Genomic DNA, 16,954 nt, shown 5'->3' with positions numbered 1-16,954 from the left:
AGGTCCGGGGTACCGGGTAAGGTGCTCGCCGACATGAACGCCGCCGCCGATCAACCTGAGACCCACCGCGCCGACGTCCCCGGGGGACGCGTTTGGCCGGCGGTCTCGATCATCATGCCGGTGCTCGACGAAGAGCGACACCTGGCCGAATCCGTCGCCGGAGTCATGGCTCAGGACTATCCCGGCGAGACTGAGCTCGTCCTCGCACTCGGCCCGTCCAGAGACCGCACCAACGAGATCGCGCGCGGTCTGGCGGCCGAAGATCCCCGGGTCCGGCTGGTCGACAACCCCGCCGGGCGCACCCCGGCCGGCCTCAACGCCGCACTCGCGGCGGCGCGGCACAACATCATCGTCCGCGTCGACGGCCACGGCGTGCTGTGCGAGGGCTACATCCGAACCGCCGTACAGGTCCTGGAACAGACTGGCGCGGCCAACGTCGGCGGCATCATGCACGCCGAAGGGCAGACCGACTTCGAACAGGCCGTCGCGCGCGCCTACACCTCCCGATTCGGCCTGGGCGGCGGGCGCTTTCACATCGGTGGGGAGGCCGGGCCCGCCGATACCGTCTACCTCGGCGTCTTCCGGCGCGAGGTGCTGGACAAGCTCGGGGGCTTCGACGAGCACTTTCAGCGCGCCCAGGACTGGGAGCTCAATCACCGCATCCGGGCTGCGGGCGAGACCGTGTGGTTCACACCGGAGTTGTCGGTGCGCTACCGGCCGCGTCCGGACCTACGGTCCCTGGCCCGCCAGTTCCTCAAGACCGGGCAATGGCGTCGCGAGGTGGTCCGGCGTTACCCGGAGACCGCGAGCCCGCGCTACCTGGCCGCACCGGTGGTCACCGCAGGTGTCGCCGGGGGGACACTAGCGGGATTGGCCGCCGCCGTAGGGGCCCCAGGCTGGCTGGCGATCGGATGGCTGGCCCCGGCCGGCTATGCCGCAGGCGTGCTGGTTGCCGGGTTGAGCGGCGGGCGCGGACTGCCGCCGCGAGCCCGAGCCTGGCTCCCGGGGGTGCTGGCGACCATGCACCTGACGTGGGGCACGGGGTTCATCATCGGTGTGCGTCCGCGGCAGGGCGCCCGATCTCCCGAAGCGCTGGAGCATGCGCCGCGGTGAAAGTTCTCATGCTGGTGCAGTCGCCCGTGGCCGGCGACTCGCGCGTCCTGCGCGAGGCTGCCGCACTGCGAAAAGCCGGGCACGACGTCCACGTGTTCGGGCGTGACGTGCCCGACGACTTCGACCCTGGAGGCGGGGTGACCGTGGGCTCGGTGGCCCGCTCGCGCGGCATGAAGCCGCGAAGCGCCGTTGCGGCGTCGGCGACGGCAGCCTCGCCGCGCACCGATGCACCGCGGGCGGCGAACTCAGGTCCGGCCGCGCCCCCATCCGTCCCGTCCTTCGCCGCAGGCGGGTTGAAGGGACGCGCGCTGCGCGGCGCCCGGTGGTTCCTGCTGCCGGAGCATCGTGAGCGGACCGAACGCACCTGGCGTACCGAAGCCGGCCAAGCGCTGGCCGGCAGCGGCCCGTTCGACGTCGTGCACGCCCACGACTACAACACCTTGGCCCTCAGCGCCGAGCTGGCCGAGCGATGGTCGGCGCAGCTGGTGTACGACAGCCATGAACTGTGGTTCGATCGCGGCCTGCCCGGACGGCCCACCCCGCTGCGGTCGTGGCGCGGGCGCCGGAAGGAAGCACAACTGGCCGCCCGGGCGCAGGCCGTGCTCACGGTGAGCGACGGTATCGCCGACCGGTTGCGCCGCCGGGGCGTGTCCGAGGTCACCGTGGTGCGTAACACTTTCCCGCTCGCCGGCCGCGTACCGCCGCCGTTGTCGCCCAGCCCGGCTGGGGTGGCCTACGCCGGGCGGATCGGCCCGGGCCGCGATCTCGAAGCCGTCGTCGGCGCCGCGGCGAGCCTACGACCGCTGCGGACCGTGCTGGCCGGACCTGGCGATCCCGCGTACCGCTTCGACCACACCGGGGTGGAGATCGTCCCGCCGATGTCGCTGAACAGCGTCGACGAGTTGTACCAGGAACTGGGCATCGCCATCGTCACGTTGACCGACACCTGCGACAACCACCGGCTGGCCTTGCCCAACAAGCTCTTCCACGCCGTGCGGGCCGGGGTACCCGTGGTGGCGGCCAACCTCCCGGAGCTGCACCGGGTCGTGCTCCGACACGGGCTCGGCCGGCTGTACCGGCCGGGAGATCCGAACTCCCTGGCCGACGCGGTACGCTCAGTTGTTCGGGAGTACGGCGAGCACGTCTCCGCCGTCCACAAGGCGCGTCCCGCGCTGTCCTGGGAGCGCGACGCGCAGGTCCTCACCGAGGTCTACGCCGGCCTGGAGTCACGGTGAGGGGGCACAAGCAAGCAGCGCCGCGCTGGTGCGAGACGTCGTCGGCGGGTCGTCTACCCTTGACCAGACTCACCAGGCGACCAGCGCACCTGCCGTGCGTCGAACACAGCAGCGCCAGAAAGGCATTCCGTCCATGAACGCCACTCGCCTCGACGAGGACTTCACCTCGTCGGTGCACGTCTACGAGCCGCACCGGAAGGGCCTACCCCGGCTCCGCCCGTACTTCCGGGCCTTGTGGGAGCGTCGCCAGTTCGCCGCGGAGATGTCGCGGGCGTCGATGCGCGCGGCCAACACCAACACGGTGTTCGGCCAGATCTGGCTGGTGCTGAACCCGCTGCTGCTGGCGTGTGTGTACTTCACGCTGGTGTTCATCCTGCGCGGCGGCAATGCGGGTCCGGACTTCTTCGTCCACCTGGTCGGCGGGCTGTTCGCGTTCTTCTACTTCTCCGGTGCGCTGCAGACCGGAGCCTCCAGCGTCGTCGGTGGCGGCAAGCTGCTGCTGAACATGTCCTTCCCGCGGCTGCTGTTGCCGCTGGCGGCGCTGCGCACGGCGTTCTTCCGCTTCCTGCCGACGCTCCTGGTGTACTTCGTGCTCCACTTCACCTTCGGGCAGCGGCTGCACTGGGCGATGCTGCTGGCGCCGTACTTCCTGCTCATGCTGACCTTGTTCGGCGCGGGCATGGGGATGATCTTCGCCACGATCCAGGTGTACTTCCGCGACGCGGCCAGCTTCCTGCCGTACATGGTGCGGATCTGGCTGTACATGTCGCCGGTGCTCTGGTTCCCGGAGGTGGGGATCGGCCGGCTGGAGAGCAAGTTCGGCGATGTCGGCGAAATCATGTATGCCAACCCGCTGTTCTCCATCCTGGGAGGATGGGGAGAGACGCTTGTCCGCGGCGAGGTTCCGCCGCTGGGCATGTGGATCGGTGCCGCGGCGTGGGCCATACCCGTTCTCGTGATCGGAGCTATTTTCTTCATGTCGAGGGAGCGCGAGTTTGTCGTCCGTCTCTGAGGTGAGCAGCGTGACCACCACCGACCCTGCGGAAATGGCAGTTCAGGTCGAGAATGTCTCGTTGACTTACCGCACGACCTTCGAGCGCGTGCCGACGTTCAAGTCGGCTCTCGTGCGGCTGGGCCGTGGCGAGCGTGCGGTCAAACAGGTCGAAGCGATCCAGAACGTGTCGTTCGAGGTTCCACACGGGTCCGCAGTCGGTGTCATCGGCGCGAACGGGGCCGGCAAGTCCACGCTGATGCGGATGATCGCGGGCATCCTGCCGCCCACCGAGGGCCGGATCCAGGTCAACGGGCGCGTCAGCACCCTGCTGGCTCTCGGCGTGGGCTTCAACCCGCAACTGTCCGGCCGCGAGAACATCGTCCTGGGCGGCCTGGCCGCCGGGCTGAGCCGCAAGGAGATCGAACACCGCTACGAAGAGATCGCCGGCTTCGCCGACCTGGGTGAGTTCATCGACCTGCCGATGCGCACGTACTCCTCGGGTATGCACGGGCGGCTGGCGTTCTCGGTGGCCGTGCACATGGATCCGGACATCCTGCTGATCGACGAAGCGCTCTCAGCCGGCGACGCGACGTTCAAGCAGAAGGCGGCGGCCAAGATGAAGGAACTGGTCACCACCGCACGCACGATGTTCCTCGTCAGCCATGCGCTCAAGAGTGTCCAGGACCTCTGCGACACCGTGGTGTGGCTGCACAAGGGACGTCTGATGATGAAGGGTGAGCCACGCGAGGTCGTGGTCGCCTACAACAAGTTCCTCAAGGTCGGCGAGGACGCCTTCAGTCTGGAGGACCTGTAGCGCCGTGCACAGCCCGAGGGCCGACGTCGCGATCATCTCGACTGCCCATGACGTCGCCGATGCCCGTCTGCACAAGATCGTCGCGGCGTTGGCGCGCTCCGGGCTCGCAGTCGAGCTGTTCGGCCTCGGGGATCCCGCCGGTGCACCGGCCAGAGCGCGAGCGTTCACGGTGCCTCGCCGCGGTCTGTTCGCTCGACTGGCCCGCGCGCTGACGCTGCCCTGGCGCAGCCGTGCGCGGGTCGTCATGACCGTCGACCCCGACCTCGTCCCGATGGCCCGCCTCGCCTGCGTGCTGCGCCGGCGCAAGGTCGTGGTGGACGTACACGAGGACTACACCCGCCTGCTCGACGACCGCGAATGGGCGAAAGGACCGCTCGGTGCCGGTGCCAACCTCGTCGCCCAGTTGAGCACCAGGCTCGCCGCGGGTGCCGACCTGACGTCGGTGGCCGACCAGCACATCCCGCCGACCACGGCACGGCGACGGGTGGTCGTGGAGAACAAGCCGGATGTCGACCTGTTGACGGTCGGAGTGCCGCGCGACCGGGAGCCGCGGGCGGTGTACGTCGGCGACCTGCGCACCAGTCGCGGCCTGTTCGACATGGTCGAGGCGATCGCCGCGGCGCCGGACTGGTCGCTCGACCTCATCGGCCCGGTGGCCGGTCCCGACGTGGCGGCCCTGCGGGCGCGATTGAGTCGCCCGGACGTCGACGGCCGGGTCCGGCTGCACGGGCGCCAGCCGCCGGAGCGGGCTTGGCAGCTGGCGGCCGGCTCCTGGGTGGGTTTCGTCCTCCTGCACATCACGCCGGCTTTCCTCGAAGCGATGCCGACGAAGTTGTCCGAGTACATCGCCAGCGGGATGCCCGCGGTGTCGACGCGACTGCCCAAACAGGCCAAGCTGATCGAGGAGTCCGGCGCTGGAGTCGTCGTCGACTCGGTGGACGACGTGGCCGCGCTGTTGCGCCGCTGGTCGGCCGACCCGAGTGGCCTCGACCCCCTGCGCGGCGCGGCCTTGGAGTGGGCCCGGAACCAGCACAACGGGCCGAGCCCCTATGACGAGCTCGCAGCTGAGATCGTGGCCTTGGTCCACGGGGACAGCGATCGGACGAACTGACACCTCAGCCGCGCTGTTCCACCTCGCGCGCGGCCGCGGCGAGTCCGAGCGTGACGACTGCGGCCGGATGCCGCCGGGCCAAGTGCCACCCGGCGCGTATCGCACCGGTGTCCATGGCCACGATCACGTCGGCACGTGCCGCCACGGCCGAAGCCTCGCCGTCGCGCCGGATCCGCGTCCAGAACTGCCGGGACACCCCACCGACGACCAGCCGCCGAACGGTCCGGCCGATGCGTCGGCGAGCCCGGCCGAACGGCCGGCGCAACGTGCGCACCCACGGTGATCGGGCGGGGGCGGCTTGCGCCGTCGGCGTGCTCGGGCCGGGCGCGGTCCGACTGACGGGCGGCGACGTGCCACCGCTGGTGGGCACGGCGCGGACCGGACCGATGACCACGCACGTGCCGACAGCCTCGTCGAGCGCCTCCACCGGCGGCAGCCAGGTGACGACATCGACGACCAGGGAATCATCGGCCAGTTCGCGCCGGGCGTCGTCGACGACGGAGACCGGTAGCGCTCGTCCGGTGACGAGCAGCAACACGTTCACGACGCGACCCCGAGCCGGTCGACCGCGGCAGCGAGCGCGTCGATCCGCGGGTCGAGCTGGCCGGGCCGGCTGTACGTCGCGGCGAACCGGCGCGCTTGGTCACGCACCTCGCCGCCGGCACTGACCGCTGCGGCCGCGGCACGACTGAGCGCGTCGGCGATGTCGCCGGGTTCCAGGCTCGCTGCCGGGAACCACAGCGGATAGCCCTGCAGAACCTGCGACGTGGCGTTGCCGGGATCGTGCACCGACACGATGGGCAACCCGGTGGCGATGTACTCGAAGACCTTGCCGCTGGTGACGTACGCCCCGGCGCCCAAGATCAGCAGCAAGACGTCGAACGAGTCGTAGACGGCGCCGATGTCGGACTTACCGGCCGGGCCCTCGTAGGACACACCGGTGTCCGCTGCTTCTTCGACCAGCTTCAGCAGGTCCGGGCGGGGCGTGGCATAGAAGCCCAGATAGCCGTGGATGGCAGCTGTTGCGGTACGCACCCGAGGGTCACGCTCGTGCGCCGTGCGCCAGCCCGCCACGAACGGCGCCAGCGGCACCTTGGTCGTCACCGTGCCGATGTAGCCGAACGTCAACGGCTCGGCGCTGGGACGCTCACGCGGCAGGTAGGCGTCGGTGAACTCGGGGTCGAAGCCGTTGGCGACGGTGTGCATCCGGTCGGCGTGGCGCGCATAGAGCCGGCGATGCCAGTCCCGGATGGGGTCGTTGACGAACCACACCTCGTGCGCGGACTCGATCAGCCGGCGTTCCCACCGTGCCGCTCGGCTGTTGGGCCTGTGCAGGCGCTCGCCGCTGAACACGTCGAGCAGCCAGGCGTCGCGGTAGTCCATGACGTACGGCACGCCGTGGCGTCGATGCAGCCGGTAGCCGGCGGTGAACGCCACGTGCGGGTTCGCCGTGCTCAGGACCAGGTCGACCGGATCGTCCCGGTGGATGCGCTCGGCCGCGGCCTCGAGCGGACGGCGCCATGGGCCGTAGCCGATCTCCGGGAACGGGACCTGATCGCGCCGGGCACGCGCCTTGGCCCACAACCCCGGTCGCTGGATCCGCAACCGGGACCAGCGGCGCAGGTCCGGCTCCAGCACCGGCCACGAGAACGGCAACCGGACGACCCGGATGGAGGGGTCGATGCGTTGCTCCAGCGAGGTGTCGGCGCCGGTGTAGCGGATGAACGTCTCACGTTGCGCGGTGATGACCGTGACGCGCCAGCCGCGCGCGGCGAAGCGGTTGGCGGTGGCCAGCGCCCGATAGACCCCGCCGCTGCGGCATGGCGGGAACCCCCAGGCCACGTAGAGCAGGTGCGGACGGCCGGTGTGCCCTGCCCCGGGTGTGGCGCCCCCGGCGAGGCGTTCGGTGTGCTGGTTCATCGGTGTTCGTAGGCTAGGCCATCGTTGCGGCGCCGTGCCGTCGGGCATCGACGTCGACGACCGATGGAGGGGAGGGCCGCGGCCGTGGGGTGGCGCCAAGGCGTGTCGAAGGCGATTCCGGAGTCGGCGAAACCCTCGTTGCGGGCGCTGCGGCGGGCCGCGATCCGGGTGTCGGCGCCGGTGCGCCGGCTGCGTCCTGAGCCGGTGTTCCCGCCGGTGCCTGCGGCGTCGCGGCGCCTGCTGATCGCTCCGGCGAATTTCGCCGGCCAAGGCTGGGCGTGGGCCCGGGCCGGCGAGGCTCAGCTCGGTGATCTCGCTGCCGTGGCCATGGCCGTCGAGGGTGGCGGATTCGGCTTTCCGGCCGATTATCACGTGCCGAAGCGGATGTACCGGCACCCGTACTGGCAACGCAGCCAGGAACGGTACGTGCTCGGTTCGTTCACCCACGTCCTGGTGGAGGCCTCGCGGCCGGTGTTCGGCCCACGCCACGGCGACGACTGCCGCGGTGACCTGGCGGTGTTACGCCGCAACGGCCTGGCCGCCGCACTCGTGGCGCACGGCTCCGACGTGCGGGTGCCCAGCCGGCACGCCGAGCGAGAGCCCGACTCGCCGTTCCGGGCCGGCGGCGAGCTCACCGCGAAACTCCAACGCCAGGCTGAGCGGTTCGCGACGATCATCGACCAGTTCGACGGCACCGTGTTCGTCTCCACGCCCGACCTGCTGCTCGACGCGCCGCGGGCGGTGTGGTTGCCGGTTGTCGTGGACCCGCAGCGGTGGCGAAGTGAAAACCCGGTGCTGACTCGTGCCCGGCCGGTGGTCGTGCACGTCCCGTCGAATCCGTGGCTCAAGGGCAGCGACGTCGTCGACGCCGAGCTCACGCGGCTGGCCGAACGTGGCGTCGTGGACTACCGCCGGGTCTCCGGCATCGCATCCGCCGAGATGCCGGCGGTGCTCGCCGAGGCCGACATCGTGGTCGACCAGTTGCGGATGGGGTTGTACGGCGTCGCGGCCTGTGAGGCGATGGCGGCCGGCCGGACGGTCGTGTCCTATGTCGGTGTGCACGTGCGTACCCATGTGCGCCGCAGCACCGGCGTCGAGGTGCCGATCGTGGAAGCCGACACCGCCACGTTCGCTCGCGTGGTCGAGAGCCTCCTCGACGACCGCGACCGGGCCCGTGCCCACGCGGCGGCCGGACCGGCCTTCGTGCGCGCGGTGCACGACGGACGGGCGTCCGCGGCAGCGTTGAACGGGTTCTTGTCCACGGCCGCATCACCTGGCGCACCGGCGCCGCGGTCCCGGCGCTGACGTGGGCGCTGACGTGCGTGCCTATACTGCCTCGCTATGTTCGGACAGCGACGTCGACAGCTCCTTGACGAGAACGCCAGCCTGCGTAGCCGCGTCGACGAGCTGCAACAGGACAACGAGCAGCTGCGCGGGCAGCTCGACCGGGCCACGCACGAGCGTGATGCGCTGCGGTTGGCCGCGCACGAGCCGGGACCGCTCCGCGAGGATCTGGGCTTCATCTTCGTCGTGACCTATGGCCGGTCCGGTTCGACGTTGCTGATGGGGCTGCTGAACTCGATTCCCGGGTACTGCCTGCGCGGTGAGAACGCCGGGGTTCTGTACGACCTGTTCCAGTACCAGACCAAGGTCACCACGTCCGCCGCGGCGAACGCGACGCCCGAGCCGATGGCCGGTACTCACCCGTGGTTCGGCATCGACGAATACCCCCAGGACGTCGCCCTGGCCAGGATGCGCCAGCTGGTCATCGACAGTCTCCTGCGTCCCGAACCGGACACCCGGGTGTCCGGGTTCAAGGAGATCCGCTGGTGGATGGCCCAGCCGGTGGAGTACCTCGACTTCATCGACCAGGTCTTCCCCGGCTGCCGGTACATCCTGAACACCCGGAACCACGAGGACGTGACCCAGAGCAGCTGGTACCGGAAGAATCCGAAGGCCGGCGAAGACCTGGTGAAGATCGAAGAGCGGCTCAAGGACACCGTCGGGCGCCGGGGCGATCGCGGCTACCACGTCCACTACGACGACTACGTCAAGGACCGCTCCGTGGTGCAGGGGCTGTTCGAGTGGCTGGGCGAGCCCTACGACGCCGACCGTGTGGAGCAGGTGTTCGGTACCCGGCATTCGTCGTCGCGGCACTGGAAGAACGAGTCGACGAAGACCTGACCGGCCGGGCGACGGCCCGCGGTTCGGACAACGATCACCTAACGGGTCTGCGTCGCAGCGGCGCCCGCGTGACGATGACCGCTAGGCTGTGCCGGTTGCCGACCGCGCCGCTCGCGGTCTGACCACGTAGTCGGGGAGGCGTTGCACGTGAATGTCCGCGTCATGGCCAGTGCCGACGTTGATCCGGGCGCGAAGATCGGCCCGGGTTCGACGGTCTGGCACCTGGCCCAGGTGCGAGGCGACGCGATGCTGGGCCGCGACTGCGTGATCGGGCGGGGCGCCTACATCGGCACCGGGGTGGTGCTGGGCGACAACTGCAAGATCCAGAACTACGCGCTGGTCTACGAACCGGCCAAGCTGGAGGACGGCGTGTTCGTGGGTCCGGGGGCGGTGCTCACCAACGACACGTTCCCGCGGGCGGTCAACCCTGACGGCAGCGTGAAGAGTGCGGCGGACTGGGATGCCGTGGGAGTCACGTTGCGCGAAGGGTGTTCGATCGGCGCGCGTGCGGTGTGCGTGGCGCCGGTGACGGTGGGCCGGTGGGCGATGGTGGCCGCGGGGGCGGTGGTGGTGCGTGACGTCGACGACTATGCCCTCGTGGTGGGCAACCCCGCCCGCCGGGTGAAGTGGGTCGGCCGGGCCGGCGTGCCGTTGCAGGAGGCCGGCGCCGGCCGGTGGCGCTGCCCGCGGACGGACGAGCATTACGTCGAAGACGACGCCGGACGACTACGCCGGGTGCCGCAACCCGGGGAGGACACATGAGACGGCCTCCGATCCCGGCCGCCCGGCCGATCATCGGTGACGAGGAGCGCGCCGCCGTCGACCGGGTCCTGCGCAGCGGCATGCTTGCTCAGGGTCCCGAAGTGGCGGCGTTCGAGCAGGAGTTCGCCGACGCGGTGGTCGGCGGACGTCGCTGCGTGGCGGTGAACTCCGGCACGTCGGGCCTGCACCTGGGGTTGCTCGCGGCCGGCGTCGGCCCTGGCGACGAGGTGATCGTGCCGTCGTTCACGTTCGCGGCCACGGCGAACGCGGTCGCGCTGACTGGCGCCACCCCGGTGTTCGCCGACATCGAGCCCGACCACTTCTGTCTGGACCCCGAGGCCGTCGAGGCCGCCGTCACCGCGGCGACCACCGGCATCGTCCCGGTCCATCTCTACGGTCACCCGGCCGACATGGATGCCCTCGCTGCCCTGGCGGAACGCCACAGCCTGCGGATCTTCGAGGACGCCGCGCAAGCTCACGGTGCCACCTGGCACGGCGCGCCGGTGGGCACGTTCGGCGACATCGCGATGTTCAGCCTCTATCCGACGAAGAACATGACCGCCGGCGAGGGCGGAATGGTGAGCACCGGCGACGACGGCATCGAACGCCGGCTGCGGCTGCTGCGGAACCAGGGGATGGCCACCCAATACCAGAACGAGCTGGTCGGGGTGAACAACCGGATGACCGACCTGCACGCGGCCATCGGCCGGGTACAGCTGACGAAGCTGGCCGGCTGGACCAAGCAGCGGCAGGCCAATGCCGCCTATTACGACGCCGAGCTGGCCGGCGTGGGCATACCGCCCGTGGCGGCCGACGCCACCCACGTGTACCACCAGTACACGATCCGTGTTCCGGCCGAGCGCGACGCCTTCGTCGCTGCCTTGCGCGACGAGCACGGCGTCGGCTGCGGGGTCTACTACCCGACGCCGGTACACCGGCTGCCCTCGTACGCGCGGACCGTCGACCTGCCGCAGACCGAGCGGGCAGCGGCCGAGGTCGTCTCGCTGCCGGTACATCCGTCGCTGAGCTCGGCCGACCTCGAACGCGTGGTCACCGCGGTCAACACCGTCGCCAAGGCCGGTGCGTGATGGCGAACCTGCGAGCCGGTCTCATCGGGCTGGGCATGATGGGCCGGCATCACGCCCGGGTGTTGCGCGCCCTTGACGGCGTCGACCTCGTCGCCGTCGCCGATCCGTACGGTGACGTGCACGGGGCGGCGGGCGACCTCGAGGTGCTGCCCGACATCGACGCGTTGATCGCGGCCGGGTTGGACTACTGCGTGATCGCCACCCCCACGGCCTTCCACGAGGACCAGGGGCTGGCGCTGGCGGCCGCCGGCATCCACACGTTGGTGGAGAAGCCTCTGGCCCAGGACACCTACGGCGCCAGCAAGCTGGCCGAGGCCTTCGCCTCCGCGCAACTGGTGGGTGCTGTCGGCCACATCGAGCGGTACAACCCGGCGCTGCAGAATCTGCGGGCGCGCCTGGCCAACGGCGAGCTCGGCGACGTCTATCAGATCATCACGCGACGCCAGGGCCCGTTCCCGGCGCGCATCGCCGACGTCGGGGTCGTCAAGGACCTCGCCACGCACGACATCGACCTCACCGCCTGGGTGCTCGACTCGTCGTATGCCAGCGTGTCGGCGCGCACGGTCCACAAGAGCGGGCGCGAGCACGAGGACCTGGTCGCCGTCACCGGCCAGCTGGCCAACGGCGTGGTGACCAGCCACCTGGTCAACTGGCTGTCACCGATGAAAGAGCGGGTGACGATCGTGACCGGTGAGCGGGGCACGTTCGTCGCCGACACGTTGCACGCCGACCTGACCTTCTACGCCAACGGTTCGGTGCCCACCGTCTGGGACGATGTCGCCCAGTTCCGCGGTGTGAGCGAGGGCGACGTCATCACCTACGCCATCACCAAGCCGGAGCCGCTGCGCACCGAGCACGAAGCGCTGCGTGACGCGGTACTCGGCAAGAGCAGCGAGATAGTGACCATGCAGCAAGGCTTCGCCACCGTCGTCGTGGCCGATGCCGTCCTGCGTTCGGCGGCCGAAGGCCGCACGGTCGACATCGCCGCCGACTGAGCCGGCCGGGCCGGGCCGGCTCAGCCGGCTTGGAGTGCCGGCGTGTCCGCCCGTCAGCGGGTCAGGACGTCGACCACGTGCGTAGCGGCCTGACCGTCGCCGTATGGCGCGCCTTGTGGGTGCGTGGGGGCCGGGCGGCGCACGGCGGCGGCGAGCCCGTCCGGTTCGGCGAGCACGTTCCAGCCGCCCTCGAGCGTCTCGACCCACTCGGTCTCGGTGCGCACCGTCGTACACGGCCGGCCGAGCAGGTACGCCTCCTTCTGCAGCCCGCCGGAGTCCGTCACGACCCCGGCCGAGTGCAGTACCGCCGCGACCATGCCTGGATACGGCAACGGCTCGGCGGTGTGCAGGGAGCTGTCCGGGCGCTCGAGCTTGATACCGAACTCGTGGCAGCGAGCGACCAGCCGCGGATGCGCGAGCAGCACGACCGGACGGTCGAGGCCGGCGAGAGCCTCGATGATCGCCCGCAGCCGGTCCGGGTCGTCCGTGTTCTCCGCCCGGTGGACCGTCGAGACGATGTAGTCGCCGGCGCGCACGCCGTCAGGCAGCGCGGGCGGTTCGTTCCGGACGGCGTCGCGGACCCGGAAGCACACGTCGGTCATGACGTCGCCGACGCGCACGGCGCGCTCGGCGAGGCCTTCGCGAGCCAGGTTGTCCATGCCGAGCTGGGTCGGCGTGAGCAGCAGATCGGCGGCGTGATCGGTCAGCACCCGGTTGTGCTCCTCGGGCATGGCGCGGTTGAACGAGCGAAGGCCCGCTTCCAGGTGGGCCAGCGGCAGGTGCAGCTTCACCGCGGCCAGCGCGCCGGCCAGGGTGGAGTTGGTGTCGCCGTAGACGAGCACCCAATCCGGGCGGTGCTCGTCGAGCACGCCGTCCAACGCGGCGAGCATGGAGCCGGTCTGGACGCCGTGGCTGCCCGAGCCGATGCCGAGGTGCACGTCAGGCGCCGGGATCCGCAGGTCGGCGAAGAACACGTCGGACATCTTCGCGTCATAGTGCTGGCCGGTGTGGACGATGACGTGACTGTGCGACGTGGCCGTGAACGCCTCGGCGATCGGAGCGAGCTTGACGAACTGCGGCCGTGCACCGACGATGCTGAGCACCTTCATGAATGAGCCGTCCTTGACGTGCGGGGATCGGATGTCCGGCGGGGTCAGTGGCGCGGACCGCCGCCGGTAGCCTATACGTCGGTTTGCGCCCCCGACGTCTGTTGAGTTTGAGGTCACCGTGAGAGTAGCCGTCGTCGCCCTCGGCAAGATCGGGCTGCCCCTGGCCGTGCAGTTCGCTGATCGTGGTCACGACGTCGTGGGCGTCGACATCGACCGCCGCGTCGTCGACCTGGTCAATGCCGGTGCCGAGCCGTTTCCCGGCGAGGCGGACCTGGCGACGAAGCTCGGCGCGGCCGTGCGGGCCGGGCGGCTGCGGGCGACCACCGACTACGCCGAGGCCATCCCGGGTGCGGACGGCGTCGTGATCGTGGTGCCGCTGTTCGTCGACGACGACACCTGGCAGCCGGACTTCACCTGGATGGACACCGCCACCCGCTCGCTGGCCGAACATCTCACCCCGGGGACGTTGATCTCCTATGAGACGACACTGCCGGTCGGCACCACTCGCACTCGGTGGAAGCCGCTGATCGAGGAGATCTCCGGGCTCACCGAGGGTGAAGACTTCCACCTCGCCTTCTCGCCCGAACGTGTGCTCACCGGGCGGGTCTTCGCCGACCTGCGGCGCTATCCCAAGCTGATCGGAGCGCTGTCGCCCGCAGGTGCCGCCCGAGCCCGCGAGTTCTACGAGGCGGTGCTCGAATTCGACCAGCGTCCGGACCTCGAGCGCGGCAACGGCGTCTGGGATCTGGGCAGCGCCGAGGCCGCCGAGATGGCGAAGCTGGCCGAGACCACCTACCGCGACGTCAACATCGGGCTGGCCAACCAGTTCGCCCGGTTCGCCGCCGCCCACGGCATCGACGTCCACCAGGTCATCGAGGCGTCGAACTCGCAGCCGTACAGTCACATCCACCGGCCGGGGATCGCCGTCGGCGGGCACTGCATCCCGGTGTATCCGCGGCTGTATCTGTGGACCGACCCCGACGCCAGCGTGGTTCGGGCCGCTCGCGAGGCGAACGCCGCCATGCCGGCCTACACCGTCGGGCTGGTCGAGGCGGCGTACGGGTCTCTGGCCGGGGCCCGCGTCGTCGTGCTGGGCGCGGCGTATCGCGGCAAGGTCAAAGAGACCGCGTTCTCCGGTGTCTTCCCGACCGTGGCCGCGCTGCGAGCAGCCGGTGCCGAGGTGCTCGTGCACGACCCGCTGTACTCCGACGACGAACTGCGCGAATTCGGCTTCGAGCCCTATCACCTCGGCGAACCCGCCGACGTGGCCGTCGTGCAGGCCGACCACCCCGAATACGCCGAGATCTCGGCAGGAGACCTGCCCGGCGCGAAAGTGCTCGTCGACGGGCGGGACGTCACCGACCCCGGCCGGTGGGCCGACGTGACCCGCGTGGTGATCGGCCGGCCGACGGCGTCGTCGTGACCGGATCGCCGGGCGCCGGCCCGCGTCGCCGCGTGGTGATGATGGTCGCCAACGACGTCGTCGCCGATTCCAGGGTCACCAAGGAAGCGCTCGCGTTGGCCGACGCCGGGCTGGACGTGGTGGTGCTCGGTGTGCGTTCGGACCGGGCGCCACGCTCGGGCGTGCTGGGCGCAGCGTTCGTGGTGCGGGTGCCGGTCGCGTTCCGGCTGCGCGACGAGCACGCCCGGCGCCGGCAGGCGCGGCGGCGTTTCACGCTGCCGTGGCTGGGCTATCCCGACGACCGGGTTCGCCTCGCGCGGCAGGCCCGGGTCCGGGAACGGCGGGCCGAGATCGCCGACGACGCCGGGCGGGGCGGCGCCGCGGGGGCGGCTTGGCGCCGGGTGCGGTGGCTGCGCTGGCGGGCCATCGGCGCCGGGATCAGGCTGCGCTACGCGCTCGGGCGCCGGGCCTACCGGCTACGCGACCGGCTGTGGAACGCCTTCGACCGCCGTATCGGCCGGGTGACCTGGCTGGCCAGCTGGCGCCGCATCCACCCGGACATCGACGACTACAACATCGCCTTCGCGCCGGTTCTCGACGCCCTGCAGCCCGACGTGATCCACGCGCACGACATGCATGTGCTGGGCGTTGCCGTCCGGGCGGCCCGCCGGGCCCGCAACGACGGGCGCGACGTGCGCGTGGTCTACGACGCGCACGAGTACGTCGCGGGACTGGCCGCCTACGGCAGTCGGACCCCGCGCTACCTGGCCGGATGGGCGGATCTGGAGGCGGAGTACATTCGCGACGCCGACCGCGTCATCACCGTCGGGCCCGCGCTGGCCGAGGCCATCGCCGAGCGCTACGCGCTGCCTGCCCAGCCGAGCGTCGTGCTCAACGCCCCGGCGCGGCACGATGCCGATGCCGGAGGCGAGTCGGTGCGCAGCGCAGCCGGGCTGGCCCCGGACGTGCCACTGGCGGTGTACTCTGGCGGGCTCACCCAGGTGCGCGGGGTGCACCTGGCGATCGAGGCGTTACGCGAACTCCCCGGTGTTCATCTGGCCGTCGTGTGTGTGCCGCACCGCGACACGTGGTTCGCGCGCCAATTGCGCAGCCGCGCCGTCGAGCTCGAGGTGTCCGGCCGCGTGCACTTTGTCGATCCCGTGGGCCCCGACCGCGTGGTCGCGTTCCTGCGCTCCGCCGACGTGGGCGTCCACCCGATGGTCGGCGGTTTCGCCAACCACGAGATGGCGCTGCCCAACAAGTTGTTCGAGTACATCCACGCCGGCCTGCCGTTGGTGGTGACGAACCTGCGCCAACTGGGCTCGTTCGTGCGCGAGCACGGCATCGGCGAGTCCTTCACCTCCGGTGACGCCTCGGACCTGGCGGCGACGCTGCGCAGGGTGCTCGCCGACCCGAAGCCCTACCGCGACGCAGTGGCCGACCCGCAGTTGCGGGCGCAGTTCTCGTGGGAACGACAGGCCGTGACGTTGCGGCAGGTGTACACCGAGCTCGGCTTTCCCGGCGCTGAATCGCCTGAGGCGGCGCAGCCGAGCGCTCCCAGGACGGCGCCAACGGCTTCCGGGCCGCAGGTGGTGATCGGGCCGACCAACATGGCCGGACAGGGCTATCACTGGGCGCGTGCGGTCGAACGCCACATTCCGGGTGCCGGCGCGAGTGCGCTGATGGTGGGGGAGCGCGTGTTCCCGGCCGACGAGATGGTCTCCGAGCAGCGGTACCGTTCGGACCCGGGGTGGCAGGTCGATCGGGCGCGCCGGCTGGTGGCGGAGTCCACACACGTGCTCGTCGAGGCGGCACGGCCGATCGCGGGGCTGATCAACGGGACGGGCTTCCTCGGCGAGGCGGCGATGCTGCGGGAGGCCGGTGTTCAGGTCGGGCTGATCCTGCACGGTTCGGAGGCTCGCGATCCCAAGCGCCACCGGGATCTGTTCCCCTACTCGGTGTTCGCCGACGCCGACCGGCCCGAGACCCGGCGGCTGCAGCGCAACGTCGACCAGACTCTGGCCAAGGTCGCTGAGTTCGACGGGCCGGTGTGGGTCGCCTCGCCGGACCTGCCGGACTTCGTACCGTCGGCCACTTGGCTGCCGTTCGCCGTCGACGTGGACGCGTTGGCGTCGACGGCACCGGTGCTCGAACGTCGCCGGCCGATCGTCGTGCACGCGCCCACGAACGCGTGGCTCAAGGGCTCCGACGTCATCGACCCGGAACT

The 16,954-nt window shown here is 70.7% G+C and carries 15 protein-coding genes; 12 read left to right on the top strand and 3 right to left on the bottom strand.

The genetic code is table 11. From position 1 onward, the window contains the following. The first annotated feature begins 33 nt into the window (after positions 1 to 33). The 5 genes from M6444_RS14295 (at position 34) to M6444_RS14275 (ending at position 5,267) form a co-directional block, all read left to right on the top strand. Entirely contained in the window at positions 34 to 1,113 is a 1,080-nt protein-coding gene (locus tag M6444_RS14295) for a glycosyltransferase family 2 protein (protein ID WP_298328611.1), read from the top strand. Beyond that, positions 1,110 to 2,348, top strand: a complete 1,239-nt coding sequence (locus M6444_RS14290) for a glycosyltransferase (protein WP_298328608.1) — start codon at positions 1,110 to 1,112, stop codon at positions 2,346 to 2,348. The genes M6444_RS14295 and M6444_RS14290 overlap by 4 nt, the downstream gene beginning before the upstream one ends. A 133-nt stretch (positions 2,349 to 2,481) precedes the next feature. Beyond that, on the top strand, positions 2,482 to 3,360 hold the full coding sequence (locus tag M6444_RS14285; RefSeq protein ID WP_298328605.1) for an ABC transporter permease: 879 nt from the start codon (positions 2,482 to 2,484) through the stop codon (positions 3,358 to 3,360). Positions 3,361 to 3,394: 34 nt separating this feature from the next. Beyond that, positions 3,395 to 4,156: an ABC transporter ATP-binding protein gene (locus tag M6444_RS14280; RefSeq protein ID WP_298328602.1), complete on the top strand. Its 762-nt coding sequence runs from the start codon at positions 3,395 to 3,397 to the stop codon at positions 4,154 to 4,156. Between the two features lie 4 nt (positions 4,157 to 4,160). Continuing rightward, a complete protein-coding gene (locus tag M6444_RS14275; protein ID WP_298328600.1) occupies positions 4,161 to 5,267 on the top strand; it encodes a glycosyltransferase in 1,107 nt (368 codons plus the stop codon). Between the two features lie 4 nt (positions 5,268 to 5,271). Here the strand turns inward: M6444_RS14275 and M6444_RS14270 are convergent, their stop codons facing one another. Then, complete coding sequence (locus tag M6444_RS14270; protein ID WP_298328598.1) at positions 5,272 to 5,811, bottom strand: hypothetical protein; 540 nt, start codon at positions 5,809 to 5,811, stop codon at positions 5,272 to 5,274. Further along, complete coding sequence (locus M6444_RS14265) at positions 5,808 to 7,187, bottom strand: glycosyltransferase (protein WP_298328596.1); 1,380 nt, start codon at positions 7,185 to 7,187, stop codon at positions 5,808 to 5,810. Before M6444_RS14265 ends, M6444_RS14270 begins: the two co-directional genes overlap by 4 nt. An 84-nt stretch (positions 7,188 to 7,271) precedes the next feature. On the opposite strand from M6444_RS14265, the gene M6444_RS14260 reads away from it, so the two are divergent. The 5 genes from M6444_RS14260 (at position 7,272) to M6444_RS14240 (ending at position 12,216) form a co-directional block, all read left to right on the top strand. Next, a complete protein-coding gene (locus tag M6444_RS14260; protein ID WP_298328594.1) occupies positions 7,272 to 8,492 on the top strand; it encodes a glycosyltransferase in 1,221 nt (406 codons plus the stop codon). A gap of 36 nt (positions 8,493 to 8,528) precedes the next feature. Further along, entirely contained in the window at positions 8,529 to 9,371 is an 843-nt protein-coding gene (locus M6444_RS14255; protein ID WP_298328593.1) for a sulfotransferase, read from the top strand. 147 nt (positions 9,372 to 9,518) lie between these two features. Then, positions 9,519 to 10,133 (top strand): DapH/DapD/GlmU-related protein, encoded by a 615-nt coding sequence (locus tag M6444_RS14250; protein WP_363326376.1) that lies wholly within the window; start codon positions 9,519 to 9,521, stop codon positions 10,131 to 10,133. Beyond that, positions 10,130 to 11,221, top strand: a complete 1,092-nt coding sequence (locus tag M6444_RS14245) for a DegT/DnrJ/EryC1/StrS aminotransferase family protein (protein ID WP_298328589.1) — start codon at positions 10,130 to 10,132, stop codon at positions 11,219 to 11,221. Before M6444_RS14250 ends, M6444_RS14245 begins: the two co-directional genes overlap by 4 nt. Continuing rightward, positions 11,221 to 12,216: a Gfo/Idh/MocA family oxidoreductase gene (locus M6444_RS14240; protein ID WP_298328587.1), complete on the top strand. Its 996-nt coding sequence runs from the start codon at positions 11,221 to 11,223 to the stop codon at positions 12,214 to 12,216. The genes M6444_RS14245 and M6444_RS14240 overlap by 1 nt, the downstream gene beginning before the upstream one ends. A gap of 53 nt (positions 12,217 to 12,269) precedes the next feature. On the opposite strand, the gene wecB is transcribed toward M6444_RS14240, so the two are convergent. Further along, positions 12,270 to 13,325, bottom strand: coding sequence for a UDP-N-acetylglucosamine 2-epimerase (non-hydrolyzing) (wecB, locus tag M6444_RS14235; RefSeq protein WP_298328585.1), 1,056 nt, complete (start codon positions 13,323 to 13,325; stop codon positions 12,270 to 12,272). A gap of 118 nt (positions 13,326 to 13,443) precedes the next feature. Here wecB and M6444_RS14230 point away from each other — a divergent pair, with 118 nt between their 5' ends. Both M6444_RS14230 and M6444_RS14225 read left to right on the top strand, forming a co-directional pair. After that, complete coding sequence (locus M6444_RS14230; protein ID WP_298328583.1) at positions 13,444 to 14,748, top strand: nucleotide sugar dehydrogenase; 1,305 nt, start codon at positions 13,444 to 13,446, stop codon at positions 14,746 to 14,748. Beyond that, the coding region (locus tag M6444_RS14225; protein ID WP_298328581.1) for a glycosyltransferase family 4 protein at positions 14,745 to 16,954 on the top strand (2,210 nt) is incomplete at its 3' end. The genes M6444_RS14230 and M6444_RS14225, both read left to right, overlap by 4 nt.

Source organism: Haloactinopolyspora sp. (assembly GCF_027324685.1).
In the GTDB taxonomy this organism is placed as follows: Bacteria; Actinomycetota; Actinomycetes; order Jiangellales; family Jiangellaceae; genus Haloactinopolyspora.
Note: the sequence above shows the minus strand (reverse complement) of the source record. Positions and strands in the feature narration are given on the sequence as shown.